Source organism: Bifidobacterium sp. A11 (assembly GCF_000499185.1).
Lineage (GTDB): Bacteria > Actinomycetota > Actinomycetes > Actinomycetales > Bifidobacteriaceae > Bombiscardovia > Bombiscardovia mizhiensis.
This window is the reverse complement of the sequence record NZ_AWUO01000006.1, coordinates 1-26,077: the sequence shown is the minus strand read 5'-3', so window position 1 is coordinate 26,077 and position 26,077 is coordinate 1. Positions and strand designations below refer to the sequence as shown.

The window sequence follows — 26,077 nt, the reverse complement described above, 5'->3', positions numbered from 1 at the left end:
ATGCACCACCATCAGGTACCTAATCTCATCAACCAACGCTTAACCCCTGCAATTATTTCAAAAGCAATGAAACCGATACACAAAGCAATTCTGCAGTTCAAGATATTGAACCCTAAAAAATTGACATAAACAGGGAATAAACTCATACCTTTTCAAGAACCCACCCGAACAAATTAGGGACTCTATACCGGTGACTAAAACACAGGCGGTATTGCAATTAGCCCACTGTCTATATAAAAACGAGCTCAGGCAGATACCAGTCTGCCGTCCTGCAGCGTCAGCAACCGGTCAACCCTAGCAAGGACCGAGGGACGGTGGGAGACGATCAGACAAGTACGGTCGCCCTTCCTCTCGATCAACCTTGTCAATACCCGGCCCTCAAGGAGAGCATCCATATTGCTGGTGGGCTCATCCAAAAGCATGAATGGTGCCGCGCTCAAAAAGGCGCGAGCCAAGGCCACCCGCTGCCGCTGCCCCTCGGACAGATCCGAACCGTTGTCAGCCAGCATGTGATACAAGCCGTTGGGCAGCTGGTCGATCAGATCGTCCAGGCAAGCGTCATGGGCCGCCTGCTCAATATCCGCCCTGCTGGCATCGGGCCGAGCAAGAGCAATGTTGTCCGCCAGAGTGAGACTGAATATGTAGGTGTCCTGGCTCACCAATGTCTGCTGCGCACGCAGATCAGCGGTGTGGATGGTCTCGATAGGCAGACCGGAAACGGTCAGATCCCCACCACTGCGCTCCTGGAACCTCATCAGCAGGTCGATCAAGGTGGACTTGCCAACCCCGTTGGCCCCTTGGATGCCGATCAGCTCGCCAGACTTGATGGAAAGATCCAGACCCTCCAAAAACGAAGTCCGGCCGCCATGTTCACCTGGGTCCTCCTTATCCGAACCAGTCTTGCCAGCGTAGGAGAAGGAGACAGCCTTGGCCTCCTCTCCAGTGAACTCCGTCAGGGGATTCCCATGACCGGATTCCACCTCACGTACAGGCGGCTCCTTATCCAGAAGCGAGAAAACCCGTCGAGCCGCAGCCAGAGTGGGCTGCAGGCCAGCGCCTAGCCGAGCTACAGGTATCAAGGGAGCGAAAGAGGAGAGGAAGCCGACCAGTCCGATCATTCCCCGTGCAGGATCCACCAACCCTGCCGAACCTAGGTGGCAGGCCATCAGAGTGAAGACTCCAGCGCAAATCAGAGTGACCACGTTGGTGACCAGATCGTTGGCAATAGTCCGCCCAGAGGTGCGTCCCCTGGCATCCAACATCTGGTCTGTAGCGACTCCCACTCGGCGGCGGGTGTTGCCAAGAGCCCCCAACCCCGCCAGCTCTGTGCGGCCCTGCAGGGTCTCCAGAAGCAGGGAATGCAGGTTGGCCTGGGCGGTCCGCTCCTTCATGGCTACCTTGAAGGTGGGCCTTGCGCTCAGGATGGGGATGAGCAGACCGACGATCAGGTAGGAGACCAGGGCGGCCAGGCCCATCCAGGGCGAGAGCCAAGTGAGCAAGGCCAGGTTGGCCAAGGAGGTGACCAGGGCAATGGCTATGGGTGAAAGGGTGTGGGCGTAGAAAATCTCCAGCAACTCGATGTCATTGGTGATCACCGTCACCATGTCTCCGCGCGCCTGGTCGCGCAGACCGGCCGGGGCCAGGGACCGCATCTTGTCGAAGACCGTCGTGCGGATGTCGCGAAGCATACTAAAGGCCATCTCATGGTTGTAGTACTGCTCCCCATAGGCCATAACCCCTCGGCTGAGAGCAGTCAGAACCGCCACCAGAGCCCAGACGACCCACTGGCCATTCAGCGGCGGCCAGTCCATGACCAGACCGATCAGGGCCGCAGCGGCAGCCATCATGCTCCAGACAGCAAAGAGATGGCCCAAGCTGCCGCAGAGGATGGCCTTGCCCTCCGTACCAGCCAGAGGCTTCATCAGCCGGGCCATGCGGCGCATCATCGCCAGGTTGCTCGTCGTCTGCTGCTGCATGTCGTCACTCCCCGTCCTCATACTGTGCCTGCTCCTTCCACTGGGCCGCGAATCCGCCTCCGGCATCCATCAGTTCGCGGAAGCCGCCGCTCTCCGCCAGACGACCTTCCTGCAGGAAGAGAATGGAATCGGCATTGCGGACCCCGGCCAGGCGGTGGGTGATGGTCAGGACCAGGGACTCCTTACCCAGCGCATCCATCAGAGCAGCCAAGGTGGCGTCATGCTCGCGATCCACGGCACTGGTTGCCTCATCGAAGATGTAGAGAGGAGAACGCCGCAGGAGCCCGCGGGCAATGGACAGACGCTGGCGCTGCCCTCCAGAAAGGTTGCCTCCCTCAGGGTCGATAGGAGCATCCAGCCCGCCCTTGCTCTGGACAAGACCAGTCAGGCCGACCTGGTCCAGCGCATCCTGCAGCTCCCAATCCGAGTAGCCCAGCCCAGCCGGATCGAGATTCGACCTGATGGTCCCGGTAAAGAGGTGATCGGTTCCCCGAACCACGGTCTGCAGGCCGACCAAGTCCTCGCGTGATAGGTCGCTGATCTGGCGCCCGCCAATGGTCAGCTCTCCGGTATATCCCTGAAGGCGCCCAGACAGCAGACCCGCCAGGGTGCTCTTGCCGGAGCCGGAGGCACCGACTAAGCCCACATGCCCCTTGGCTGGAAGGTCAAAGTTCAGGTCAGTTAGGGCCTGGAAGCCGTCAGGATAGGTGTAGGTCAGATTGCGAGCGCGGATGCCCGGCAAATCGTCTCCAGACATATCCGCCTGATCTGCCTGCTCCGAGCTCAGCCGTACCGAACCAGCATTCTGCCCTACCACATCGGTAGAACCTGATACAGGCGCTTGGACAGCGTCCAAAGCAAGCTCCGAGGCGGATCCACTTGCAGGAATTCGGCCAGCACCCGATGCGGATTCCGATTCAGAATACCGAATTGCTTTTTCAGATACTTCAAGACTCGCTTCTGGATCCGCTTTCTCGGGCGCTTCCGAAATCGTTGCCGGAGCACCTTCCGAGGCCACTTTCTTGCTTGATTCAGGAGTCGCACCTGCAGCCGACGACTCCTCGTCGCTCCCCTGCCGTGCTTGGAGAATATCGTCGATGGCCTTGCCCTGCTTGATGGCGACCATGCCGGAATGCATCATGTAGACCAACTGCCGCTCAGGGGCGAAGAGCCGAACCCCAGCCAAAGCAACAACCAGGCAGGACAGTACTCGTGAGGGCCCGCCCTGTCCGATCAGGACCGTGGCTGCGACCGCCAAGATGAGGCTGGTGTAAATGACCACGTCGGCCTTGATCAGCGAGCGCAGCTGCCCGCCCAGGACCCCCATGGTGATCCGGCGGAACCCCTCGGACTCCTCGGCCAAATCGTCGGCCTGCCGCTGGTCTGCCCCGAAGATCTTCAAGGTGTTGAGCCCCCTCAGGGCATGCTCGAAGTGGACTCCGACCTTGTCGTACTTGCGCAACTGCCCCAGCTGTACCTTGATGTTTTCGCCCATGGTGGGCTTGGAAGCCAGGGGCAGGGCCACCATGCCGATCACGACGATCACCGCAGCCAGGGGGCTGACGGGCAGGAGGACGGCCAGGGTCACGACCAGCATCAGGGCGGTCTGGACCAGGGCCGGAATGTAGGCCGTGAAGTAGGAGACGACCGACTTGACCCCTTCGGTCGAAAGCCTGGCCAGGGTCTGCGCCGGAACGCCTAGGTCGTCCTCCTGTCTGTTGGGGTCGAACACGGATAGGTAGAGGGCCTGGGAGAGCGCCTTGCCCATCCCATCAGCCAGCCGGGCGCTGACGAACCTGGCGACCGCCTGGGTCAGGAGCCGAACCAGGATCAGCCCGCCTATCAAGGCCGCCAGGGGCCCAGGACGACCCGGCACCCAGGCAAGGGCATGAGGAACAGCCAGACCAAGGGAACGGCCCACGGCCGCGATGGCTACCGGCAAGAGGAGCACCTCCGCCAGCGCGCCGATCGTCTGCAGGAGGGCCAGCAGGAGGCTGGCGCCCATCCTGGCTCCCGGTAGATGAAGTAGTCGCTTGCTGATCATGCCTGTCCTCCGTGCCGCCTTTCTGATACGCCCCTCTCAGTGGACACTAACAAAATCCTCTCGCGCCAGGCAATACCCTTATTGTGAAGCCCTGGCAAGAGCTGGCAAGAGATATAAAAAATATCATTTACTTTCCCTCCCGGCCCTCCTAAACTTGACGGCACAACCTGAAATCGGCGGATATGGCCTAGGGCCGAGCGACCGCCACCCGGATGGGAGCGATCCTTTATGAAAGCACTCAAGACAAAAGACCTGGTCAACGTCGGCATTTTTACGGCCCTCTACTTCGTCAGCATGGCGGTCGGCAACTTTATCACCGTCTTCCTGGCGGGCCTGGTCATGCCCGGCCTGTCCTCCCTCTTCATCCCTGCTGTGGTAGGGCTGGTCTCCGGCCCGGTCTACATGCTGATGATCCGCCGCGTGCCCAGATTCGGGGCCATCACCATCGTCGGCGTCATCATGGGCCTCTTCCTGCTGGTCTTCGGCCACTTCGCACTCTCCTTCATCCCCTACGCCTTCTGCGGCCTGCTGGCTGATCTGGTTCAGTCCTCGCTCAGGGAGAGCCGACCCAACCTGGCCCGTTACCTGAGCTACGTCATCCTCACCTTCGGCTGCACCGGCCCCGTCCTGCCCCTCTGGTTCATGAAGGACGCCTATGTGGCCAGCCTGGTCCGCCGCGGCAAGAGCCAGGAGTACATCAACGGGGTCTTCGCGCCCATCACCGGAGCCACCTTCCTGGTCTGCATTCTGGCCACCCTGGTCGGCGCCCTGCTCGGGGCATGGATAGGCGCCCGAATCGTTGACCGGCATTTCAACCGGATACCCGCCAAGCGATGAGGCCCATCTCCATCTACACCAGATTCCTGCTGGTCATCTTCGCCAACGCCCTGATTTTCGTCACCCTCCCCACCCCGCTGGTCCTGGCCATCAACGTCTACTTCTGCAGTTTCCAGGTCATCGTGGGCAGGGTCAGGAAGGGCCAGGCCTGGCTTCTGGTCTGTCTGGTCTTCGCCCTGGGCGCCTCCCTGGCCATGGTCTTTCCCGAGAATCTGCCCGGACATTACCTGCTCTTCCTCTTCGTCGGCGTGGGCAGGATCCTCCCCCTGGTGCTGGTGGCGGCCTTCATGATGGGCACCACCAAGGTCTCGGAGCTGGTCTACCTGCTGCGCAAGATCCATGCCCCCCAGTGGCTGGTCATCCCCGTCAGCGTCCTCTTCCGCTTCTTTCCAACCGTCAGGCACGACTATGCCCAGATCAGACGGGCCATGAAGTTCAGGGGAATCGCCGTCACCACCGGCGACATGGTCCGGCACCCTATGCGAACCATGGAATACATCTACGTTCCCCTGCTCAACAACGCCACCAACGTGGCCTCCGACCTGACCTCAGCCGCCCTGACCAGGGGGATTGGCGACCCCGGTCCCAAGACCTCCATCCAACGGATTGCCTTCACCAGACTGGATGCGCTCATGTGCGCCCTGGGCCTGGTCCTTATGGGATGTGGAGCCTATGTTACGATGTTCCAAGCTTAGCTTCACCTACGAGGGCGCCAGCCAGCCATCCCTCAAAGAGGTCTCCTGCCAAATGGATCAGGGCCGGCTGACTGTAGTCACCGGGCCGAGCGGATGCGGCAAGACCACCCTGTCCAGGGTCATCAACGGCCTGATTCCCGAACTCTACGAGGGCAAGCTTGAGGGAGAGTGCCTGATCGGGGGCGAACCCACCACGGCCCGGCCCATCTATCGACTTTCGGAGCAGGTGGGATCGGTCTTCCAGAACCCCAAAACCCAGTTCTTCACCACCGACGTCCGCAGCGAGCTGGCCTTTCCCCTGGAGAACACCGGGGTTCAGCCAGAGGCCATCCGGGAGCGTATAGACCAGGTGGCCGACCTCTTCGGCATCACCCAGCTCTTGGATCGGGGTATCTTTTCCCTGTCCGGGGGCGAAAAGCAGATGATCGCCATCGCCTCATCCTGCATGATGGACCCGCAGATCCTGGTCCTGGACGAGCCCTCCGGCAATCTGGACGTCGAAGCGGTGGCCAGCCTGGCGCAAATCCTGGACCGCTTGAAGGACCGAGGCCTGACCATGGTCCTGATCGAGCATCGCCTCTACTACCTGGACGGGCTGGCCGACGACTTCCTGGTCATGAGGGACGGCAGGCTTACAGAGCACCTGACCCCAACCGCCATGAGGGATCTGGATAACCCAAGTCGCCAGGCCATGGGGCTGCGAGCCCTGAACTTGGATGCGACCGAGCATGCGAGTGCACCTGCCAGGGTAACCACCGAGAAGATCCCCGACCTACTCCGGGTCAGGAATCTGACCTATGCCTACCACCACGACCAGGCTCCTGCCCTAAATGTGGACGACCTGACCCTGTCCAGCGAGGATATCACTGGCATCATCGGCCGCAACGGTGCCGGCAAGAGCACCTTCGCCTCGGTCCTGACCGGATTGCTCAAACCTGGCGACAAGTCAGAAATCAGCCTGAACGGAACCAAGCAGACCGCCAGGGAGCGCGTCGAGGACTCCTACATGGTCTTTCAGGATGTCAACTACCAACTCTTCAGCGAGACCGTCGAAGGCGAAATGCTCCTTGGGGCCAGGAGGACCGACCTCTTCGATGAGGTAGCGCGAAAGCTGGACCTGGAGCGTCTCCTGGACCGACACCCCAACACCCTCTCCGGCGGAGAAAAGCAGCGGGTGGCCATTGCGGCAGCCATACTGTCAGGCAAGCGTCTGGTAGTTCTGGACGAGCCCACCAGCGGCCTAGACCTCCTCCACATGAACCAGGTGACCGGGATGATCCGCTACATGCGCTCCCTGGGGGTCATGGTGATCGTCATCTCGCACGACCAGGAGTTCCTGGCTCAGACCTGCCAGCGGTTCATCACCTTCCGTCAGGGCAGACCGGTCAGGGACAGCCGCAAACTGGGCAACCTCCTGCAAGCCCTCTGAGCCTCTGCGCCCTTGCAGGGTCGGTGAACATGACGCCTCCCGGCAGGCGGTTCTCCTGTGCTCCGGGCCCCGCGAACGTATACAGTAGTGGGGAAAAGAGCATCAGGGGGCGTCCCTCGCGCCGGACGGCCCCGCCGCACAGCCAGGGTTACGAGAGGGCATGATGGGCTATATCGACGTCATCGGAGAGACGAAACGGTATGTGACCGGCGAAACGACCATCGTGGCCAACAATGAGGTCACCTTCTCCATCGAGAAGGGCGAGCTGGTGGTCATCCTTGGCGCCTCGGGGGCGGGCAAATCGACCGTGCTGAACATCCTGGGCGGCATGGACACCTGCAACGAGGGCCAGGTGATCGTGGACGGGAAGGACATCGCCGGATACGACGCCCGGCAGCTGACCACCTACCGCCGTTACGACGTGGGCTTCGTCTTCCAGTTCTACAATCTGGTGGCCAACCTGACCGCCAAGGAGAACGTGGAGCTGGCCTCGGAGATCGTGGATGACGCCGCAGACCCGGTCCAGACCCTGGTCGACGTGGGCTTGGGTGACCGGATCGACAACTTCCCCGCTCAGCTTTCCGGCGGCGAGCAGCAGCGGGTGGCCATCGCCCGGGCCGTGGCCAAGAACCCCAAGATCCTGCTCTGTGACGAACCCACTGGTGCCCTTGACTACCGGACCGGCAAGCAGGTGCTACGCATCCTCCAGGACCAGTGCCGCAAGAAGGGCGCCACCGTGGTCATCGTCACCCACAACGCGGCCATCGCCCCCATCGCCGACAGGGTCATCCGCATGCACGATGCCCGGGTCCAGGCTGTACAGACCAATGACAGCCCTGAAGACATCGAAAACGTGGAGTGGTGAGGATGCAGCCCGTCAGGAAGGTGCTCTGGCACGACATCCGGGTCTCCCTGCGCAAGTCCCTGGGACGGTTCATCTCCATCGTCTGCCTGGTGGCGCTGGGCTCCTTCGCCCTGGTCGGGCTGAGCGTGACCGGGCCGGACATGCGGCAGGCCGGCAACGCCTACCTGTCCAACCACCATCTGGCCGATCTGATGGTCATCAGCAGCTACGGGCTGGACCAGGAGGATCGGGATGCCATCGACACCGCCCCTGGTAATTCAGGCATCGAATACGGGTATTTGAAGGATGTGGTGCTCAAAGGGACCGACAAGAGCCTGCGCATCTACTCTGCCCCCAACCGAATCTCCACCTACGAACTGGTCGACGGATCCATGCCGACCAGACCGGACCAGATAGCAGTCGACACGGCCCTGGCCGGGAGCCACCCCATCGGCAGCAGCATCCAGGTAGATGAGAAGGCCGACCAGCTGGGCAGGAGGGTCTTGAGGCACCACAAGCTGCGCGTGGTGGGTACGGTCAAGTCAACCGAGATCCTCAGCAAAGTCAACATGGGGCCCTCCACAGCCGGATCCGGGTCGCTGGACTCCTACGCTGTGACCACGCCCGGGGCCTTCGACTCGGACGAGTACATGATCGCCCGCCTGACCTTCAAGGATCTGGACCGGATCCGGGATCACTATTCCGACCAGTACATCCAAGCCCTGCAGACCCACAAGGACGACCTGAACAGGATTCTGTCAGGACGCCCCACCGCCAGGCTGAACGCCATCAAGGCCCCCCTGAAGAAGCAACTGGACCAGGGGCAAGACCAGGTAGACCAGTCTAAAGAAAAACTCGAAGGGAACCGGCAGCAGCTGGAACAGGCCAGGAAGGATCTGGACCAGGGTGCCCAGAGCATCCAGTCCGCCAAGAACCAACTAGTCGCCAAGACGGTGCAGGCCCAGGCAGCCATCGACCAGGGGCAACAGGAGGTGGATCTGAGCTCGGCCGTACTGGCTCGAAAGCAGAAGCAGTACCAGTCTTCCGTCAACCAGGTGGCCCAGGGCAGGCAACAGGCCGACCAGGGGCAACAGGCCATCGATCAGGGACAGGCCAAGCTTGATGGTTCCCGCCAGCAGCTGGAGGGCGGCAAGGCCCAGGCCGACCAAGCTGTAGCCCAGGCCCAGGAAGCGCAGAAGCAATGCAGACAAGGCATTGCACAGGTCACCGGCCTCATTCAGGCTATCGATGCCCAACTGGCCACACCCGGGCTGACCCCCCAGCAGCAGGAGGAGCTCAACCGCAAGAAGGCCGGGCTCCAGGCCCAGCTGACCGAGCTCAACCGGCAGTCACCGCAAATCGATGCCCTTGCAACCAAGGCCAAGGCAGGCCGCGATGCCTTCATGACCAACCAGTACACGCCCGGCATGGCCCAGGTTGCGGCCAACCAGCAGACCCTGGATGCAAAGCGACAGGAGCTGACCCAAGCAAAAGCCAAGGTGGAGGAAGGCGAGCGCCAGCTGGCCCAGGGCAAGGGCCAACTTGATCAGGGCTCAGCACAGCTGGCCCAGGGTAGGGCCAAGCTAGCCCAGGCACGACAGGAACTAGCCAGCAGCCGCGCCTCAGCCCAGGGGCAGATCGACCAGGCCCAGGCCACCTTGGATCAGAAAACCGCGGAATACCAGACCAAACTGGACAAGTTCAATAAGGAAAGCCCAGACGCCCAGAAGAAGATCGACGACTCCCAGAAAAAGCTGAACAAGGCGGCGGACCAGCTGAGCCGACTGGAAAAGCCGGTCTATGCCCTGGACTCACGCCGGGAAGCGCCCGGCTCAGAGGGCTACAAGGTCTACGCCTCCGTTTCCTTCATTGTGGACTCGCTGGCCAAGGTCTTCCCCTACTTCATGTACCTGGTGGCCGCCCTGGTCACCTTCACCACCATGACGCGCTTCGTGGACGAGGAGCGGATCAACGCCGGAACGCTCAAGGCCCTGGGTTACAGGGACCAGGATGTCATGGCCAAGTTCCTGGTCTATGGCGGAGCGGCCTCGGCCCTAGGCGCGCTTCTGGGCATCATCGCCGGCCACATCCTTCTGCCCTGGATCGTCTACCAGGCCTACGCCCACGCTTTCGACATGCCGCCCATCCACTACGGCTTCCACCTGCCCATCACCCTTCTGGCCTGCCTACTGGCCTTCCTGAGCGCCGTGGTTCCAGCCTTCCTGAGCGCCTGGCGGGAGCTGCGCGAGAAGCCGTCGGCCCTCCTACTGCCCAAACCGCCCAGCGCCGGTTCGAAGATTTTTCTGGAGCGCATCCCCCTGATCTGGAACCGGCTCAACTTCACCCACAAGGTCACCGCCCGAAACATCTTCCGTTACAAGCAGCGGATGCTGATGACCATCTTCGGGGTCTGCGGGTCAGTGGCCCTTTTGATGGCAGGATTCGGCGTACAGGGATCCATCTCGGCCATCAACGAGCACCAGTTCGGCCAGGTGATCCGCTACGACCTGATCGCCGCCGAGAACAGCCAGGCCACATCCGACCAGCGCCAATCCATCAAAAAGCGACTGGAAAAGCCCGACGTGAGCCGTTCCCTGAACGTGCGCTACGAGGAGATGAGCAAGACAGCCGGCCACAACGCCGACAAGCAGTCCATCACCATGATCGCGCCGGCCAGCGCCGAGCACCTGGACGACTTCATCCGCATGGACACCCGATCCGGACACAAGCCCTTGAGCCTCAAAGGCGACGGCGTGATCCTCTCCGAACGGATCGCCCAGCTGACAGGGACCAAGGTCGGCGACAGGATCACCCTGCAGGATTCAGGCGGCAGGGACAGGACCATGCGGGTGGACGGCATCTGCGAGATGTACCTGGGGCACTTCGTCTTCATGAGCCCATCGGCCTACAGGACCGTCTTCCATCAGGACTTCTCACCCAACGCCCATCTGGTCACCTTCAAGGACTCCAGCGCGGAGAACACCAGAAGGCAGGCCGCTTCCTTCATGCGGATCGACGGGATCCAGGGGGTGGTGCAGAACACCACCCTGATGAGCCAGATCGACACCGTGGTCAGGTCCCTGAACATGATCATGCAGGTGCTGATCATCGTGGCCACCCTACTGGCCCTGGTCATCCTCTACAACCTGACCAATCTGAACGTGGAGGAGCGGATCCGCGAGCTGAGCACCATCAAGGTGCTGGGCTTCTACGATCGCGAGGTGACCATGTACATTTACCGGGAGACCATCCTCCTGTCGGCCATCGGCGTCCTGGCCGGATACGGGTTCGGGGCCTGGCTCCACCACTACATCATCACCACCGTCCCTCCGGACAACGTCCTCTTTGACCCCTCCATCAGCTGGGTGGCCTTCGTCGTGCCCCTGGTCATGATTACGGTCATCACGGCCGGACTGGGCTGGATGGTCAACAACAAGCTCAAGCATGTGGACATGCTGGAGGCCCTCAAGTCGGTGGACTAGCCCATATCGGCATTTACCCATGCTGATGGCGTAAGCTGGCAGTCCAAGAGTCCATAAGTCCATGCCATTAAAGCCATTGAGAATCCAGAAAGCGGAGGACGACGGTGCTGCAGATCGAACATATCTCCAAACAGTACAAAACGGGGGACTTCGTCCAGCAGGCCTTGAACGATGTCAGCGTCAACCTGCGCGACAACGAGTTCGTGGCCATCCTGGGCCCCTCCGGCTCCGGCAAGACCACCCTGCTCAACATCATCGGCGGGCTGGACCGCTACGACCAGGGCGACCTGATCATCAACGGCACCTCCACTAAGAAATACAAGGACCGGGACTGGGACTCCTACCGCAACCACACCGTGGGCTTCGTCTTCCAGAGCTACAACCTGATCCCCCACCAGAGCATCCTGTCCAACGTGGAGCTGGCTCTGACCATCTCGGGGGTGCACCGGCAAGAGCGTCGGGAGCGGGCCAGGAAGGCCCTGGAGCAGGTGGGGTTGGGCCAGCATGTGAACAAGCGGCCCAACCAGCTCTCGGGCGGACAGATGCAGCGGGTGGCCATCGCCAGAGCCCTGGTCAACAACCCCCGCATCCTCCTGGCCGACGAACCCACCGGAGCACTGGACTCCGAGACCTCCATCCAAATCATGGACCTGCTCAAGGAGGTGGCCCAGGACCGGCTGGTGGTCATGGTCACCCACAACCCCGAGCTGGCCCACCAGTACGCCACCAGAATCGTAGAGCTGCACGACGGCTCCGTGATCAGTGACTCCGACCCCCTGCCCGACGACCAGGTGCCGATCCGCCGGGCCCGCCACCGCACCTTCGGCAAGGCCTCCATGGGTCTGCTGACCTCCCTGTCGCTGAGCTTCAACAATCTTCGAACCAAGAAGGCCCGGACTGCACTCACGGCCTTCGCCGGATCCATCGGCATCATCGGCATCGCCCTGATCCTGTCGGTGTCCACCGGGGTCAACCGCTACATCGACAGGATACAGCGGGAGACCATGACCTCCTATCCCATCACCATTCAGGAGCAGTCCTTTGATCTGAACAAGATAGTGGATTCTGCCCAGGAAACCCAGAAGGAGGCCAAGGCCCACAAGGATCTCAAGGCCATCCAGCCGGACGACTCCAGCGTCAAAGGGGCCTCCAGCCTGACCAGCAGCATCACTCAGAACAATCTGACAGATTTCAAAAAATACTTGGACAATCCCAAGAGCGAGATCCACCAATACGTGGGATCCGTCGGCATCCAGTACTCCTACGCCACCAAGTTCTCGGTCTTCGGGCACGATCCGGACGGCAAGCTGGTCTCCGCAGACAAGGTGACCATGAATGGGCAGGACGACGCCAGCTCCACCGCCAGCCAGATGGCCACGGCCAACACCGACAGCGACATGGGCGACATCCAGTCCATGCAGATGTCCTACCTGACCGGCAAGACCGAAAAGAACAAGGCCCCGGAAATCTTCGGCGAAATCATGCCCGGGGCCGATGCCAAGACCACCATCAGCAAGGTGGTCACCGACAACTACCAGGTGGTGAACGGCACCTGGCCCAAGGCCAAGGATCAGGTGGTCCTGGTGCTGGACAAGAACAACCAGATGCCCGTCACCAGCCTCTACAAGCTGGGCATCCTCCCCTCCAGCCAGTACACCGACATGATGAACAAGCTCAACAGCGGCCAGGAGGTCAAGGTCGACACCAAGCCCATCGAATACGCCAAGGCCATGGACCAGAAGCTCTCCCTGGTGCCCGCCGCGAGCCAATATGCCAAGGGGACCGACGGCCACTACCACTACATCGGCGACAACACCGACCAAATGACCAAGGCCACCGACCAGGGCCTGCAGCTGCACATCGTCGGCATCGTCCGTCCCAACCAAGGAGCCAAGGCCACGCCGCTCAAGGTGGGCGTCGGGTATACCCGCCAGCTGACCGACTACCTGATCGACCAGGCCAAGACCAGTCCCATCGTCACCGACCAGGAGGCCGACCAGGGCCACAGCGTCCTCAACGGGATGGCCTTCGCCCCTGCCGACGATGCCGCCAAGGCCAACGATGCCAAGGCCTACATCGCATCCTTGGGCGTTACACAGAAGGCCAGCATGGCCCAGGAGATCATGAAGGGTTCGGCAGCCATGGCCGGCCAGGAGGCCCAGGGCCGGGCCGGAGCCGCTGCAAGAGCCCAAGGTTCTGCCGGCATCCCCACGGGGGCCTCAGCCGAGCAGCAGACGGCCCAAGCCTTCGACCAATACATCGCCACCGCCCCGCAGGACGCTCTGGTCGCCATCTACAACCAGTACGTCTCCACCGGCACCTACGCCGACAACTTGAGCGACTTCGGCCTGATCTCCCGGGATGCCCCCTCCCGCATCAGCATCTACACGGATAGTTTCGAGAACAAGAATTCCGTGGGCGACTCCATCAAGCACTACAACGACAAGGCCGCGAAGAAGAACAGGATCGTCTATACCGACTACGTGGGTCTGATGATGAATTCGGTCACCACCATCATCAACGTCATCACCTACGTGCTGATAGCCTTCGTCGGCGTCTCACTGGTGGTCTCCTCCATCATGATCGGCATCATCACCTACATATCGGTTCTGGAGCGGACCAAGGAGATCGGCATCCTGCGGGCCATGGGCGCCTCCAAGCGGAACGTCTCCAACGTCTTCAACGCCGAGACCGGCCTCATCGGACTTCTGGCGGGCCTGCTAGGGGTGGGCATCACCCTACTGCTGATCATTCCGGCCAACAGCATCATGCACCACTTCATGGGAACCACCGAGGTCAACGCGGCCCTGCCTACCTCAGGTGGTATAGCCCTGGTCATTCTGAGCGTGGTTCTGACCCTGATAGGCGGCCTGATCCCCTCACGGAAGGCAGCCAAGCAGGATCCCGCCACCGCCCTGCGCACCGAGTGAGGCTGAGTGACACCGGGTGGCACTGGCAAAGAAGTGAGTTCCCGCACAGTCGGGCCCTAACGGCGGTCCCTCTTTACTCGGGAATGCCATAATGAACCCCGTGAATGAACAACCCAATCAGATGACAGATCAACAGAACAGGCAACCCCTCTTCCCCGGACGGGCCTTCATCAGCACCGTCCTGGACGTGGTCGAGAGCAAGAAGACCATGAGCGGCGCCCTGACCGGCAAGTACATGCAGCGAGCCACCATGGCCGGCCTCTTTGTGGGTATCTTCTTCACCGCCTTCTTCGTCATCATGGGCCAGGCCGGCCAGAACCCCGCCGACCACGGCCTGATCCTGGCAGGCCGGGTACTGGCGGCGACCACCTTCGGCTGGGCCCTGGTCCTGATCTACTACACCAACTCCGAGCTGCTGACCTCCAACATGATGGTGGTCACCATAGGCGCCTATCACAAGCGCCTGGGCTGGCTGGCCTCCCTGCGGATCCTGATCCTCTGCCTTCTGGGCAACCTGGCCGGAGCCCTGATCGTGGCCGTCATCCTGCGCTTCTCGTCTATTGTCAGCGGTCCGACCCTGGACCAAATGCTGGCGGCAGCAGCGACCAAGACCGGCTACGTCTCCGGCGGTCCCATGGGGTTCGCCGACCTGTTCGTGCGCGGCATCCTGTGCAACTTCTGCATCAACATCGCCATGCTCATGGTCTACAACGGCAAGCTTTCCAACGACTTCACCAAGTGCATCATCATGGTCGTGGCCGTCTTCGTCTTCGCCTTCTGCGGATTCGAGCACTCGATAGCCGATTCAGCCCTCTTCCTCATCCTGGGCGTCTTCGGGCGGGTCAACGCCTGGAAGGCAATCCTGGTGGTCCTGGTGGCCATGCTGGGCAACTACATAGGCGGCGGCATCCTGATCGGCCTGAACTTCGCCACCATGAACGATGAGCGCCGGTTCAAGGCCTGACCGAGGCTGCCACATACAGTTGCTACAGCCGATTTTCACCGGCCATGCCCTGACCGTGGCGGAGCCGTGGACTCCCGAATGATCAGTCGCGATGAGATCTGCTCGTCCCCCATCGAGCGGCTCTGTTGCAGCTGATCAAGATCTGGCTCTTCCTCTTCACTTGCCTTGCGGGTTCCGTCATCTCCCTTGCCACTCTTGTTTACCTTGGTCTCCGGCTGGTCATCATTGTCAGGCCAATGAGCCAAGCGCTCAACAGCCTTTGCTCCTATTCCCTGGAAGTTCTGCCGCCAAGTCGTAATGCTCGGGACGGTCACTTCACCGATGGGGTTGCCGTCGAACCCGGCAACGCTGACATCTTCGGGAACCTTCTTCCCTTCAAGAAGAATGCCTCGTATGACACCTGCGGCCACCTCATCGTTGCCAGCGAAAATAGCTGTAATCTCCGGAAAGGAGCACAGGTAGCGTCCAATCTGCTCCGCCTTCCGGAAATCCCAAGTGCAGGACAAGGGTTCCTCGATAGGAGCCCCCACTTCCTCCAGAGCACGCCGCCAACCCAAGCATCGCGTAAATTTTTTGTCGTCTTCAGGTATGGACACATGGAAAACGGTTTTATGCCCCAGTCTCAGTAGGTACTTGGTGATCTGGTATCCGCCTTCATAGGCGCCTATCCGCAGGCTCCCCGAAGCCAGGTCAGCTTCATCTACAATCACGGTGGGGAGCGATTGCGCAATATATCCCGCGAAAGAATGCAAGAGACTGGAACGCTCCACGTCCAGGATGATGCATCCAACCGGCCTGTTTTGGATGAGCTGGTCTACAGTCTCCTTGACTTTCTCATGACCATTGCCGACCAGGGTCACTGTGACCAGATAATGCCGTCGGCGTGCAGCCAGTTCGATCCCCTGCAACAGCTGCATGGATCCGTATAGGGATATATCCGTGGCGATAACCGCGATGGACTGAAATTCATTGGACACCAAGGCTCTGGCGATGGTATTGGGTCGGTAATTCAAATCCTCGACAGCCTCGGCTATAACCTTGCGTTTCCCCTCGCTCAGGTTACGGCCACCATTGAGATACCGGGAAACCGTGGAAACAGAAACGCCTGCCTTTCTTGCCACATCCTTGATGGATGGAGCCCGTTTTCTCCCCGCAGCCATATGCAACCATCCTTCCACGCGCAGACGCCCGGCAAGCCCATTACGGGCTGCCGGGCGGCCGACGCAAAACCATCAATCACCCTATCTGATTGTGTCACAATAGAAAGGTATGGTCCTTCTCACACCGCGCTACTTCACTTCACCGCCCCGCCGGTTATCCCTGAGATGATCTTCTTCTGTGCCACGGCGAAGATGATCAGCAGGGGCAGGCTCATCAGAATGATATAGGCAAAGATGTAATGCCAATTATTCAGATAGAGTCCGGCATTGGCCACGTTGTAGAGGTTCAACGGGAGAGTATCCATCTTGCCCGAGAGGATAAAGAGGGCGTAGAAGACATCATTCCATATGTACAGAATGAGCAGGATGGTCGCTGAAGCCATTGTGGGCCCAAGGAGGGGCATAACAATGGTAAAGAAGACCCTCATAGGTTTAGCTCCGTCGATTCGAGCAGCTTCCTCTAAGGAGATCGGGATGGTGCGAATGAACCCGGTGACGAAGAAGATAACCGTCGAAAGATAGATCCCCACATAGACGCAAATCATGCCAATGGCAGTTCCCGCCAGACCGATCATCTTCAAAAGCAGCATGACCGTAACCACGGCCGGCGGCAGAATCAGTCCAGATATGCATAGGGCATATACCAGAGCCATGGCCTTGGTGGCTCGTCGAGCCAAAATCCATGAGGCCATGGAACCGAATATCAGGGCCACCACCACAGAGGGGAGCGTCACCAGAAGGGAACCGAAGAATGCCGGAATCATCTTGCCTTGCGACAGGACAATGCCGAAGTTTTCAAAGAGATGCCACTTGGTTGGCAACGCCAGAGACAGCCTTAGGGCCTCAGCTTGATCCTTGCCTGCGGTAACAACCAGCAGGTAAAAAGGCACCCCTAGGCAGACCACGATCAGGAAGACCAGGAGGACGGTGTGAAGCACTCGCTTGCCCAGAGCTCCCTTGTGTCCGGCAGCATGTACACCAGAGTTGGTGGTGACGGGTTCAAAACTCGCATTGCTCATAGTATCTTGGCCTCTCTTCTGCGAAGGTACCAAATCAAAGGAATGGCAATAATCATCACGACGACAAAGAGCAGGAGGCTCATCATCGTCGACTGTGAATACAGACCCTGGCCGAAGGTTCTCCAGACGAAGAGGTTGAGGATCTCAGTGGAGCCGCCGGGGCCACCTGCTGTTGTAGCCTGCACGGTGTCGAACCCGTTCATTGAGCCAAGAAGGGAGGTGGCCACATTGAAAGTCACGGCAGGGGCCAGGAGCGGGAATTTGATCTTCCAGAAAATCTGCCAGGAATTGGCTCCATCGATTTCGGCTGCCTCAAGGATATCCTCATCGATGGTTTTGAGCCCGGACAGGTAAATGAGCATGGCCAGGCCAGCCCATTTCCAGCCCTGAATTGCGGACACTATGACGATTGACCAGGTGGTGCTTCCCAACCAGGCCGTGCTAATAGTCCTTCCAGCAAAGAAGCTCAGTATCTGGTCCAAGGCGCCATTGGCTTGGAGGACGGCCTGCCAGACATATCCCACGGCGAGAGCCGACATGAGCACAGGAATGAAGAAGAGTACCCGGGCGATACGGTTTTCAGTCGTGTCTTCTTCAAGAAAAACAGCCAGGATTAGACCGAACGTATTCTGGAAAAAGGCGACGAAAAGTGCGAAAACCATTGTGGTCCGCAAATCCCGGAGCAGTATCCCGTTTTTGAAGAGACTCATGAAGTTGTCGAAGCCGTTGAAGGAAATGGTCGTCTTAAAAGCAGACCAGTCAGTAAAGGCATAAATGAAGTTCAGAACCGTAGGAACGAAGAAGAAAACCAGCAGGACAGCCCCTGCTGGAACCAGGAACCGAAGCGGGTAATTCTTTTTCATAACTGCGGTTTCGCTATTGGAACCAATAGATCGGTTCCTACCCAAGCGTTTCCGGCCTTTTTCAGCAGGACCCGCAGCGAGCGCATCAGACATAAAAGGTCCTTTCTTCCGATGTGATTGTCAAATTCGTAAGTATGAATCCAGGAAGAACGGCCGGAGGAATTACCCATCCCCCCCGGCCGTTGTTTGCCTTAGAAGCCCTTCACCCCCTGAGCCTTGGCTACCTGTGCGAACTGATCCTGTGTAGTTTGGGCGACCTGTTCCGGTGTCATGGTTCCATTGACCATGCTGGCCAGGTTGACATAGAGATCAGGGTTAGCCAGAGCTAGGAGCTGCATGGAACCGACGCTGTGCTGAATGGACTGTGCCGCGTCCAGGGTGGCCTGAGGCACAGTGTTCGGCGAATCGACGTTCTTCAGAACCGAAATGATGTTCTGCTGCTTGATAAAAGCCTTGTAACCGTCGGTCATCCAGAAATTGAGGAATTGTCTGGATGCTGCCTCGCGCTTGCTGTCCCCGCTCTTGAAGGCCACAACTGCATTGGAGCCATCAGGGATAACAGTGGTATAGTTGCCATCCTTCGACACGGGGAAGTACCCAATCTTCTTGTCCAGAGCGCTCTTGTCGTGGTTGGCCAAAGCTGCTACGGCGAAGAATTGACTGGCATTGCCGAAGATCATTCCGGTCTTCCCGTCCCACAGAGCCTTCTCCTGGGCGGTGTCCTTGGCTGAGCCGGCATCTGCATTGTAGAGCCCCTTCTTGAAGAGGTCCTGATAATTGGTGATGGCTTCCATAATGTCCTTGCCGGTGAATTTATCCTTGCCCTGGTTCACACGGTCCCATAGACCCCCTTTTGCCGCTTCGGCCAATTGGACTTGGACAGCCCACTGCGTTCCCCATTGGGAACCGCCCATTTCGAAGAGTGGCGAATCCACGCCGGGGATATTGGCATCCTTGATTTTCTGGGCAGCAGCCACGAACTCGTTCCAGTTCTTGGGTACCGCCTCAAGTCCTGCGGCCTTGAAGACATCCTTGTTGTAATAGACTCCCATAGTCGCAGGGGCGCTCACCATAATCGCGTATCTGTTGTTCTTGTAGAGTCCAGCCTCATCGTCTATACCCTTCTTGTAGTTCTTCTCAAAGGGGGCATTGTCAAGTTTTTGCAACTTGCCTTGAGAAACCAGACCGGTCAACATGGATCTGGTCGGCTGCCAAAAAGCTAGGTCGGGAGTATCGCCAGTTGTGATCTTGGTCTGTGAGTTGTTTTCATAGACTTCTGGAATGGTAACTACATCAACCTTGGCACCCGTAGCTTTCCGGAAATCCTTGACCACCTGAACCGGAATATTGTTGGCCTGGGGCGAGCTCCAGAACTTCAAGGTCACACCGTCCAGCCTGGCATTCGCCTTGGGCCAGTAGCCAGATGCCTTGGTGTCAGTGTCATCGCTGCTGGCAGCAGGGTTGCCGCATCCGGCTAAAGTGCCCAAGCACAAACCCGCAGTAATCACCAGACCAGCCAAGGCTCGAACCGTCTTTCGCGAAGAATCGGTCTTCCACTGGATCAACTTCATTGTTTATCCCTTTCCGCCTCCGCCACCCGCTGATGGCGGGATGGCAGGGCTTCTCACTACACCACTCGCGTCTTTTCAGACTGAAGGCCAATCACTCCCTGATTAAGAGGGTCCTGGCCGTATACCCTTCTTCGGGCATATGAACTTCTAGACTCCCCCTTTCTTTGTGCCAGACATAACGCCAAGAATCCGACCCACCATCCCGGTCCGTAAAACTCGGATAGAGAACCTGCACCCTGCAATCTCTGTTTGTGAACATAGGCAGAGGCAGATCGAGATGACCATCCGACGTGCACCTGGACCAAACAGTCATCAGAACACCATCTCTGATCCCATCTGCTCCTTGATCGCATGCACTTCTGATGCCAAGCGCAAGCTTGTCGTCATACCAACCAGGCAGTCCCAATGGCCAGAACGGCACGCCCGTAGCTACCCGATCACCGATGACGCGACGGTAAACATCAATCGCATCTCGGACCATATTCAATTGGTGCTCCGAAAACCGATTCAGGTACCCCGACAGGAAGAAATGTCCCAGAAGGGTGTTGGTCAGAGCGAAGCAAAAGCTCTCGTCATCCATATCGGCAGCCGGATACGCCCAATTGCCAGCCTGTTCGGGAAGCATGGCCATAGGCGCTGTGGCACTTATGCTCGCATACCTGCCAAAATCTTGCTGATCCGATGTAGAGAGGAGATGGAATATGGAAGACTGGGCGAAATCCGTCCGCATGCCTCCGGAAGAGCAGTTTTCGAGGATCAGGTTAGGATGACGACGATACAGCCCCTTGATCCATTCCTGATAGGCCCGGTTATGACCGAGAAGACCCTCACCAGGGCTATCCGCGTGATATGTGGTGCCTGGGCCGGGCATGACATTGTAGTCGAACTTAAAATAGCCAACCCCGAAATCACCGACGAGCCTGTCGATCACTTTGTTCATGTGCCTTATGGTCTGAGGGTTTCTGAAATCAAGCAGATACCTATTCTGTTCCACTACACGATGTCCTGCGTGCTGGAAAAAGGCGGAATCCGGCAGCTTCTTGGCCAAGGGACTTTTGATTCCCACAACCTCTGGTTCAAGCCACAAACCTGGTATCATGTGCTCACGTTTAATGGCATCCATGACCTCACCCAGACCTCCGGGAAATCGGGTCGTGGATGGCTTCCACTCACCGACTGATGGCCACCAATCACCGGTGTCGTCATACCAGCCAGCGTCGATGCAGAATATTTCAGCACCTACGCTGCCGGCTGCCTTGATCAAAGGCAGCAAGCGGTCTGTACTTGGGTCACCATTGAGAGTATTCATATAATCGTTGAAGATGATCTCTGGAGTCTTCAACTTATCCGCGGCAAGATGCCAGTGTCGCCTGTAATTCGTAACAGATTCAACGGCCTGATCAAAGTTGCTGGCAGGAGTAACCGAAACAGGTACTGATGTGAATTGCTGGTCCTCGTGAAGCACTACGGACCAATCATGATTTTTGTAAGTCGGCCCACTGAGCGCAAAGTATCCCTCGCTTTTTGTGCCTTCGCCCACCTCCCAGCGCCATGGTCCGTTGTGCTCGATCTGAAAGAGCCAGGTGATGCCCTGCTTCGGCGATGTCAGAACACCCATCGGCAGAGCTTGCCCTGTGGAAAAGGTCCCCTCCGATACACAGGAGTAGGCACCTTGAGGCGTCCGGCCCACCATGTCATTGCTAAGGATGGGGCATATTTCACGGAGTGGTTTCCAGGACCAACGTCCCTCACCAAGCCAGTCATTCTGGCACTCAGCCAGCTGCCAATCTTCCAGCCCGTCCTTAGTCTCTTCAAAACCATTCGCCTGTCCGAAGAGCTGGCAATAGGTGGGGAGAGATTCAAGGACCAGGTCGTCTTCCAAGGTGTTTTTAATGCTTGTCGTGACCTTGAACATCAGGTCACCGTCAGCCACCTGGAACAACTGGCGACATTCAATCCCATGTTCTTTGCTCTCCTGGAGTATTTCCAGGTTGCTGACCCCATTCGTATGCCAGGTTTTCCAAGAAGCGAATCGCAGAGCCTGACCAATGGATGTCTCAATAAGCCTACGTCCACAAATCGTATGACCGGTACCGCGACCAGAGGCTTCTATCTGCACCATGGGCAAACGACCCAGAAAATTGATACGTCGTGTCTTCGACCCGGCGGGGTTAGCAGGCACATAGTTGGACGATATCCCGGATGATTGTGGCAAAGATGAATACGCCTCATGACGCGGGCTAAAAGTAATCGAGACTAGAGCAACAGGCCTATCCTCCCCAACATCGAACTCCATTTTTATACAATCGTTCCCCCATCGTAAGGGTGAAGATATAGTTGAATCTCCATTTGGTATCGTTACCAATTCAAAGATCTCAGAACTATCCTCGCTCTGCATTGAATCTCCTATCAGCGACATTGCTTAACGTACCGACTCTCTCAGTATAACTGGTACCGTTCCCAATGCAAGTCGCAATCAAGCTTCGTGTCAGGTCTCACCCTCTGTGAGCTAATCGCTCGATAGACGAATAGGTCTTTTCCTGGACTTCAAAAGCTTCGGACGCATGGGCTCATCGAGATCCTCACACAAATTTCTGCTGGAATCAGAGCAATCCCAGACGGGTACTTAGGCAGCTACCTTCATCATTGGCTGCACACGACAACGTGGGCCGATCAGCAGTCTTGGCTCTCTTTCCATTAGGCAATGGACATCATGGCAGTGGACGCGCTTACGAGACTGATCGGAACTACCTATCATGAAGAAACCCAAGAGCCTATGAACAGGCAGAAAACGGAGGTTCATGATGAGCGAGGCTGAAACCGCAGCCAACAAGTCCTTGGTACAGGAGTTCTACGACCAAGTCTTTAGCCGGGGAGATACCAGCAACATCGACAGGTTCATGCGGGACGACTACATTCAGCACAACCCAACCTGCGCTAACGGAAAGACTGGATTCCTGGAGTTCATCAAGGGATTCCTGGCCCTGGGACCGCAAATTGATATCATCAGGCTGAACGGGGAGGATGATATGGTCTACGTCTTTTTCAAGTGCACGTTGAAGAACGGCCATGTCAACAAGGTTTGCGACATCTACCGGCTGCAGGAAGGCCAGCTGGCTGAGCACTGGGACATCATCGAGCACAACGTGGAAAACGTACAGTCCCGGAACAGCAACGGTCTCTTCTGACCTCTAGCGACATAAGAAAGGACGAAAACAAACCAGTAGGGGAGACGACCGGAACCGCTCCAGGATCATGGATACCTCTTTCAAGCTGAGTCCAGAATCCTCCTTGAGCATCCAGACATCTGCAGCCTTGACATGGTCAGCCAAGTGGATCTGGCTGCTTCCATGTCGGTTTGCTAACTATATAGTCGCGGTCTGCTCAGCAATCCGTCTGTGTGAAAGAAACCCACTCCTGAATTCATGGTCGTCTCCACAATGGACCGAACCTCTCGGTTCCCTGGCGATCAACATTGACCGGTCAGGGCCCCACGGGAGGCCCGGAATCCTGTCCGTCCCAGGCTTATGTATGCACAATGCCCTCCTTACGGTTGGCACTCAAGCCAATAACCCGTCCGCGGCTATTCAGACTTGTCCGATTACTCCAGCAGGTTGTCGCGCAAGGCTGCCACCTGGTCTGGTCCAAACCCTAGGGCCTGCCGTGCATAGGCAAAGACGTCGCCATAGGCGTCGATCATGAGTTGGCGGGCGTAAATCAGATATTCCTTCTTGACATACAGCGCAACGGCCAGTGCATCCAGTGAATCCTGGTCAAAGCCTTTGGCGCGGAATTGGTCCAGCAGTTGATTGTTGGCCGTGACCCTCTCTTGGTTGGTCTTCAGATAGTCCGCGAATATCTGGTCGTCATCCACCTCCAGCAGCCAGAGCACCAGGGCCGCGGCGAACCCGGTCCGGTCCTTGCCGGCAAAGCAGTGGAAGAGCGTAGCCCCCTGGGTGTTGCCCACGACGATTCGCAGGAAGCGCCCAAAACCTTTCTGAGCGCCTGGATTTAGGACCATGTCGTGGTAGGTACCGAGCATATGGTCATTGACCCGATCGACCGAACCGATCGAGGCGAAGTCGTCCAAGCTGGTATTGCGGGCACCAATCATTCCCAGCAGATCAATGTTGGTGAAAGTGATACCTTCAATTGGGTCATCAGGGCTTTCCTGTATTTCGAAGGGCCGGCGGAAGTCTACGACCTGTGTCACCCGGTAGCGGTCGACCAAATCTCTCCTGGTGGCCTCGTCCAGGCCGACCAGCTGCCCCGACCGAATGAACCTGTGCTGGCGAACCCGGCGGCCGTGGATGGTCCGCATGCCCCCCAGATCCCGGAAATTGGTGATGTTCATCGACGACCTCCTCTAATACGTTTCTCTTCCATCAAGGCCACTAGGCCCAGAAGTACAACTGCACAGACAATGGCGATATACAGCACGATAAAAGTGTCATTCCAACCATGCAGCACATGCCCCAGCACGTTCAGCCCATCGGACGAGGAATCTGCGATTTTAGCTAGCAGAACCTTGGCGGTGGAGTCACCGAACAGGTAGGCGAATGCACCGACCATGCCGCCAGACAGTACATTGGCTCGCTTGGGAATTTGATTGAGCATGGAGATGTTAATCAGCATCTGTGGTCCGAAGATGAACATGCCCAAGAAGAAGAGCGAGATGTAAATGACCACAGGTGTGCGGCCCAGCTGATAGCCTACCATTCCGAGCGGCAGGCAGATAGCGCAAAGCGTGGATACCAGGGCGGGCCTGCCGCCTAGGAAGTCAGACACCACTCCCCAGATAAGGCATCCGATCAGAGCACCCATCTCGAAATAGAAGATTGTCCGCGCGCCGACCTGATTACTGAAATGCAGCTGCTCAGTCACACGCAGAGGCGCCCAGTTGTCGATGCCGATACGGATCAGGTAAACGAAAACGTTGCTGACACAAAGCACCCAAACCCAAGGGTTGGAAAGCAGGTACCGGCGGAAAATCTGCCAAGTGGTATCATCGTGCGACTCTTCGTCTTCCTGCTTGACAGGCTCATCGAAAATCTTCTCTGACGGTTCCCACCCGAGATCCTCGGGACGATTCTTGCCAACCAGGAAGCACATAATTGCCACCAGAAGCGCCACTACACCCGGGATGATAAACATCCCAGCTACCTTTCCGCCAAAGAAAGTTTGGGCACACCAGATGGCGAATACTCCAGCCAAGCCGCCGCCTATATTGTGAGAAGCATTCCAGACACCCAAATATCGGCCATATGTCGTCTTCGTCGTCCAGTTAGAAATCACTGTGGCGCAACTTGGGCCTCCGGCGCACTGAAAGACCCCATTCAAGGCCCATAGAACGATCAACCAACCCATAGGCACATGACTAAGGGTGAACAGGAAACCGATGCAGATGACCACAATAGACGAGCAGAAAAGCATAATAGATGCAATCTTCTTATTGTCTTTGTCCGTGACCAGATATCCCACAACGATTTTTCCGATTCCATAGACAACAGAGAAAACAAAACCAATTACGCCCAACTGCTGGGTGGTAATGCCCAGCTGCTGTTTCATCAAAGGTTGCGCCGCTTTAAAATTATTCCGAACAAGGTACATAGTAATGTACAGAATGATGACCATGAGATACGGTTTCATGAACTCACGGAACCAGAGATGTCGTTGTTCGGCTACCGGTATGGCCGCCTTCGGCACATGTTTGTCCAAATGGATATCGAATATCCTGTCAGCCATCTAATACCTCCCTGTATATGGTGGACAATAGCTGACATTTTACTTATTTGTTTCAACGTTTTATGTATTGACACACAAGGATTCTTAGACAGTGTGAGGGTATATTAAAAACACAGTTCGTGGATAAATTTCATTAAATGCACCAAGCACTTCATCAGTAATACATACATTAATGATCAGTGTGCAGCGTGCCAACTGCTGAGCTAATCCCGATCAGCGGCGTAAGCCTCCGTTAACGGCTTCTACAGTAACGGATAAGTCAGAATGTCATTAGAGTGCCCGAAATAAGTTTCACTATTGTTGTCTAATCTGTCGTGAGAATATGAGTCCAGATCCGTAGTACTGGCCTACATATGTTTCTTGGCTGTACCACACCATAAAGCGTGCTGATATAGCTGCAGTAGGTCTTAGATGTAGAGGTACATTTTGCTGATAGAGACCGTTTTGTGGGGAGTATGAGCAGACATATAGTAAAGGCCCCTGGTGACTTGTGTCACCAGAGGCCTTTCAATGTGTTG

General features: G+C 57.7%; 17 protein-coding genes. 8 read left to right on the top strand and 9 right to left on the bottom strand.

The window, feature by feature from the left end:
• Positions 1-245: 245 nt before the first annotated feature.
• Together P273_RS09290 and P273_RS09550 are read right to left on the bottom strand one after the other, a co-directional pair.
• Positions 246-1,997 carry an amino acid ABC transporter ATP-binding/permease protein gene (locus tag P273_RS09290; RefSeq protein WP_024627513.1) on the bottom strand — a complete coding sequence of 584 codons (1,752 nt, stop codon included), beginning with the start codon at positions 1,995-1,997 and terminating at the stop codon, positions 246-248.
• Positions 1,981-4,020 (bottom strand): ATP-binding cassette domain-containing protein, encoded by a 2,040-nt coding sequence (locus P273_RS09550; protein WP_024627512.1) that lies wholly within the window; start codon positions 4,018-4,020, stop codon positions 1,981-1,983. The genes P273_RS09290 and P273_RS09550 overlap by 17 nt, the downstream gene beginning before the upstream one ends.
• A gap of 228 nt (positions 4,021-4,248) precedes the next feature.
• On the opposite strand from P273_RS09550, the gene P273_RS0105705 reads away from it, so the two are divergent.
• The 7 genes from P273_RS0105705 (at position 4,249) to P273_RS0105675 (ending at position 15,201) form a co-directional block, all read left to right on the top strand.
• Positions 4,249-4,857: an MptD family putative ECF transporter S component gene (locus tag P273_RS0105705; protein WP_024627511.1), complete on the top strand. Its 609-nt coding sequence runs from the start codon at positions 4,249-4,251 to the stop codon at positions 4,855-4,857.
• Positions 4,854-5,552: an energy-coupling factor transporter transmembrane component T gene (locus P273_RS0105700; protein WP_024627510.1), complete on the top strand. Its 699-nt coding sequence runs from the start codon at positions 4,854-4,856 to the stop codon at positions 5,550-5,552. Before P273_RS0105705 ends, P273_RS0105700 begins: the two co-directional genes overlap by 4 nt.
• Positions 5,530-6,981 carry an ABC transporter ATP-binding protein gene (locus P273_RS0105695; protein ID WP_024627509.1) on the top strand — a complete coding sequence of 484 codons (1,452 nt, stop codon included), beginning with the start codon at positions 5,530-5,532 and terminating at the stop codon, positions 6,979-6,981. The genes P273_RS0105700 and P273_RS0105695 overlap by 23 nt, the downstream gene beginning before the upstream one ends.
• 163 nt (positions 6,982-7,144) lie before the next feature.
• Positions 7,145-7,846: an ABC transporter ATP-binding protein gene (locus P273_RS0105690; RefSeq protein ID WP_024627508.1), complete on the top strand. Its 702-nt coding sequence runs from the start codon at positions 7,145-7,147 to the stop codon at positions 7,844-7,846.
• Between the two features lie 2 nt (positions 7,847-7,848).
• On the top strand, positions 7,849-11,307 hold the full coding sequence (locus P273_RS0105685) for an FtsX-like permease family protein (protein ID WP_024627507.1): 3,459 nt from the start codon (positions 7,849-7,851) through the stop codon (positions 11,305-11,307).
• A gap of 104 nt (positions 11,308-11,411) precedes the next feature.
• Positions 11,412-14,237 carry an ABC transporter ATP-binding protein/permease gene (locus tag P273_RS0105680; RefSeq protein WP_024627506.1) on the top strand — a complete coding sequence of 942 codons (2,826 nt, stop codon included), beginning with the start codon at positions 11,412-11,414 and terminating at the stop codon, positions 14,235-14,237.
• Positions 14,238-14,358: 121 nt separating this feature from the next.
• The gene (locus P273_RS0105675) at positions 14,359-15,201 is read left to right on the top strand and encodes a formate/nitrite transporter family protein (protein WP_024627505.1); all 843 of its coding nucleotides are present in this window, start codon (positions 14,359-14,361) and stop codon (positions 15,199-15,201) included.
• 35 nt (positions 15,202-15,236) lie between these two features.
• Here P273_RS0105675 and P273_RS0105670 read toward each other — a convergent pair whose 3' ends face one another.
• The 5 genes from P273_RS0105670 to P273_RS0105650 all read right to left on the bottom strand — a co-directional run bounded on the left by P273_RS0105670 (position 15,237) and on the right by P273_RS0105650 (position 22,212).
• Positions 15,237-16,361, bottom strand: coding sequence for a LacI family DNA-binding transcriptional regulator (locus tag P273_RS0105670; RefSeq protein WP_024627504.1), 1,125 nt, complete (start codon positions 16,359-16,361; stop codon positions 15,237-15,239).
• 134 nt (positions 16,362-16,495) lie between these two features.
• Positions 16,496-17,380 (bottom strand): carbohydrate ABC transporter permease, encoded by an 885-nt coding sequence (locus P273_RS0105665; RefSeq protein WP_081709282.1) that lies wholly within the window; start codon positions 17,378-17,380, stop codon positions 16,496-16,498.
• On the bottom strand, positions 17,377-18,243 hold the full coding sequence (locus tag P273_RS0105660) for a carbohydrate ABC transporter permease (RefSeq protein ID WP_034524907.1): 867 nt from the start codon (positions 18,241-18,243) through the stop codon (positions 17,377-17,379). The genes P273_RS0105665 and P273_RS0105660 overlap by 4 nt, the downstream gene beginning before the upstream one ends.
• Before the next feature lie 191 nt (positions 18,244-18,434).
• Positions 18,435-19,814 (bottom strand): ABC transporter substrate-binding protein, encoded by a 1,380-nt coding sequence (locus tag P273_RS0105655; RefSeq protein WP_029676208.1) that lies wholly within the window; start codon positions 19,812-19,814, stop codon positions 18,435-18,437.
• Positions 19,815-19,905: 91 nt separating this feature from the next.
• Positions 19,906-22,212, bottom strand: a complete 2,307-nt coding sequence (locus P273_RS0105650) for a glycoside hydrolase family 36 protein (protein ID WP_253269582.1) — start codon at positions 22,210-22,212, stop codon at positions 19,906-19,908.
• Positions 22,213-22,615: 403 nt separating this feature from the next.
• Here P273_RS0105650 and P273_RS0105645 point away from each other — a divergent pair, with 403 nt between their 5' ends.
• Entirely contained in the window at positions 22,616-23,002 is a 387-nt protein-coding gene (locus P273_RS0105645) for a nuclear transport factor 2 family protein (RefSeq protein ID WP_024627499.1), read from the top strand.
• 413 nt (positions 23,003-23,415) lie between these two features.
• On the opposite strand, the gene P273_RS0105640 is transcribed toward P273_RS0105645, so the two are convergent.
• On the bottom strand, positions 23,416-24,168 hold the full coding sequence (locus tag P273_RS0105640) for a tyrosine-protein phosphatase (RefSeq protein WP_024627498.1): 753 nt from the start codon (positions 24,166-24,168) through the stop codon (positions 23,416-23,418).
• Positions 24,165-25,559, bottom strand: coding sequence for a hexose-6-phosphate:phosphate antiporter (gene uhpT, locus P273_RS0105635; RefSeq protein WP_024627497.1), 1,395 nt, complete (start codon positions 25,557-25,559; stop codon positions 24,165-24,167). The genes P273_RS0105640 and uhpT overlap by 4 nt, the downstream gene beginning before the upstream one ends.
• Between the last annotated feature and the right edge of the window lie 518 nt (positions 25,560-26,077).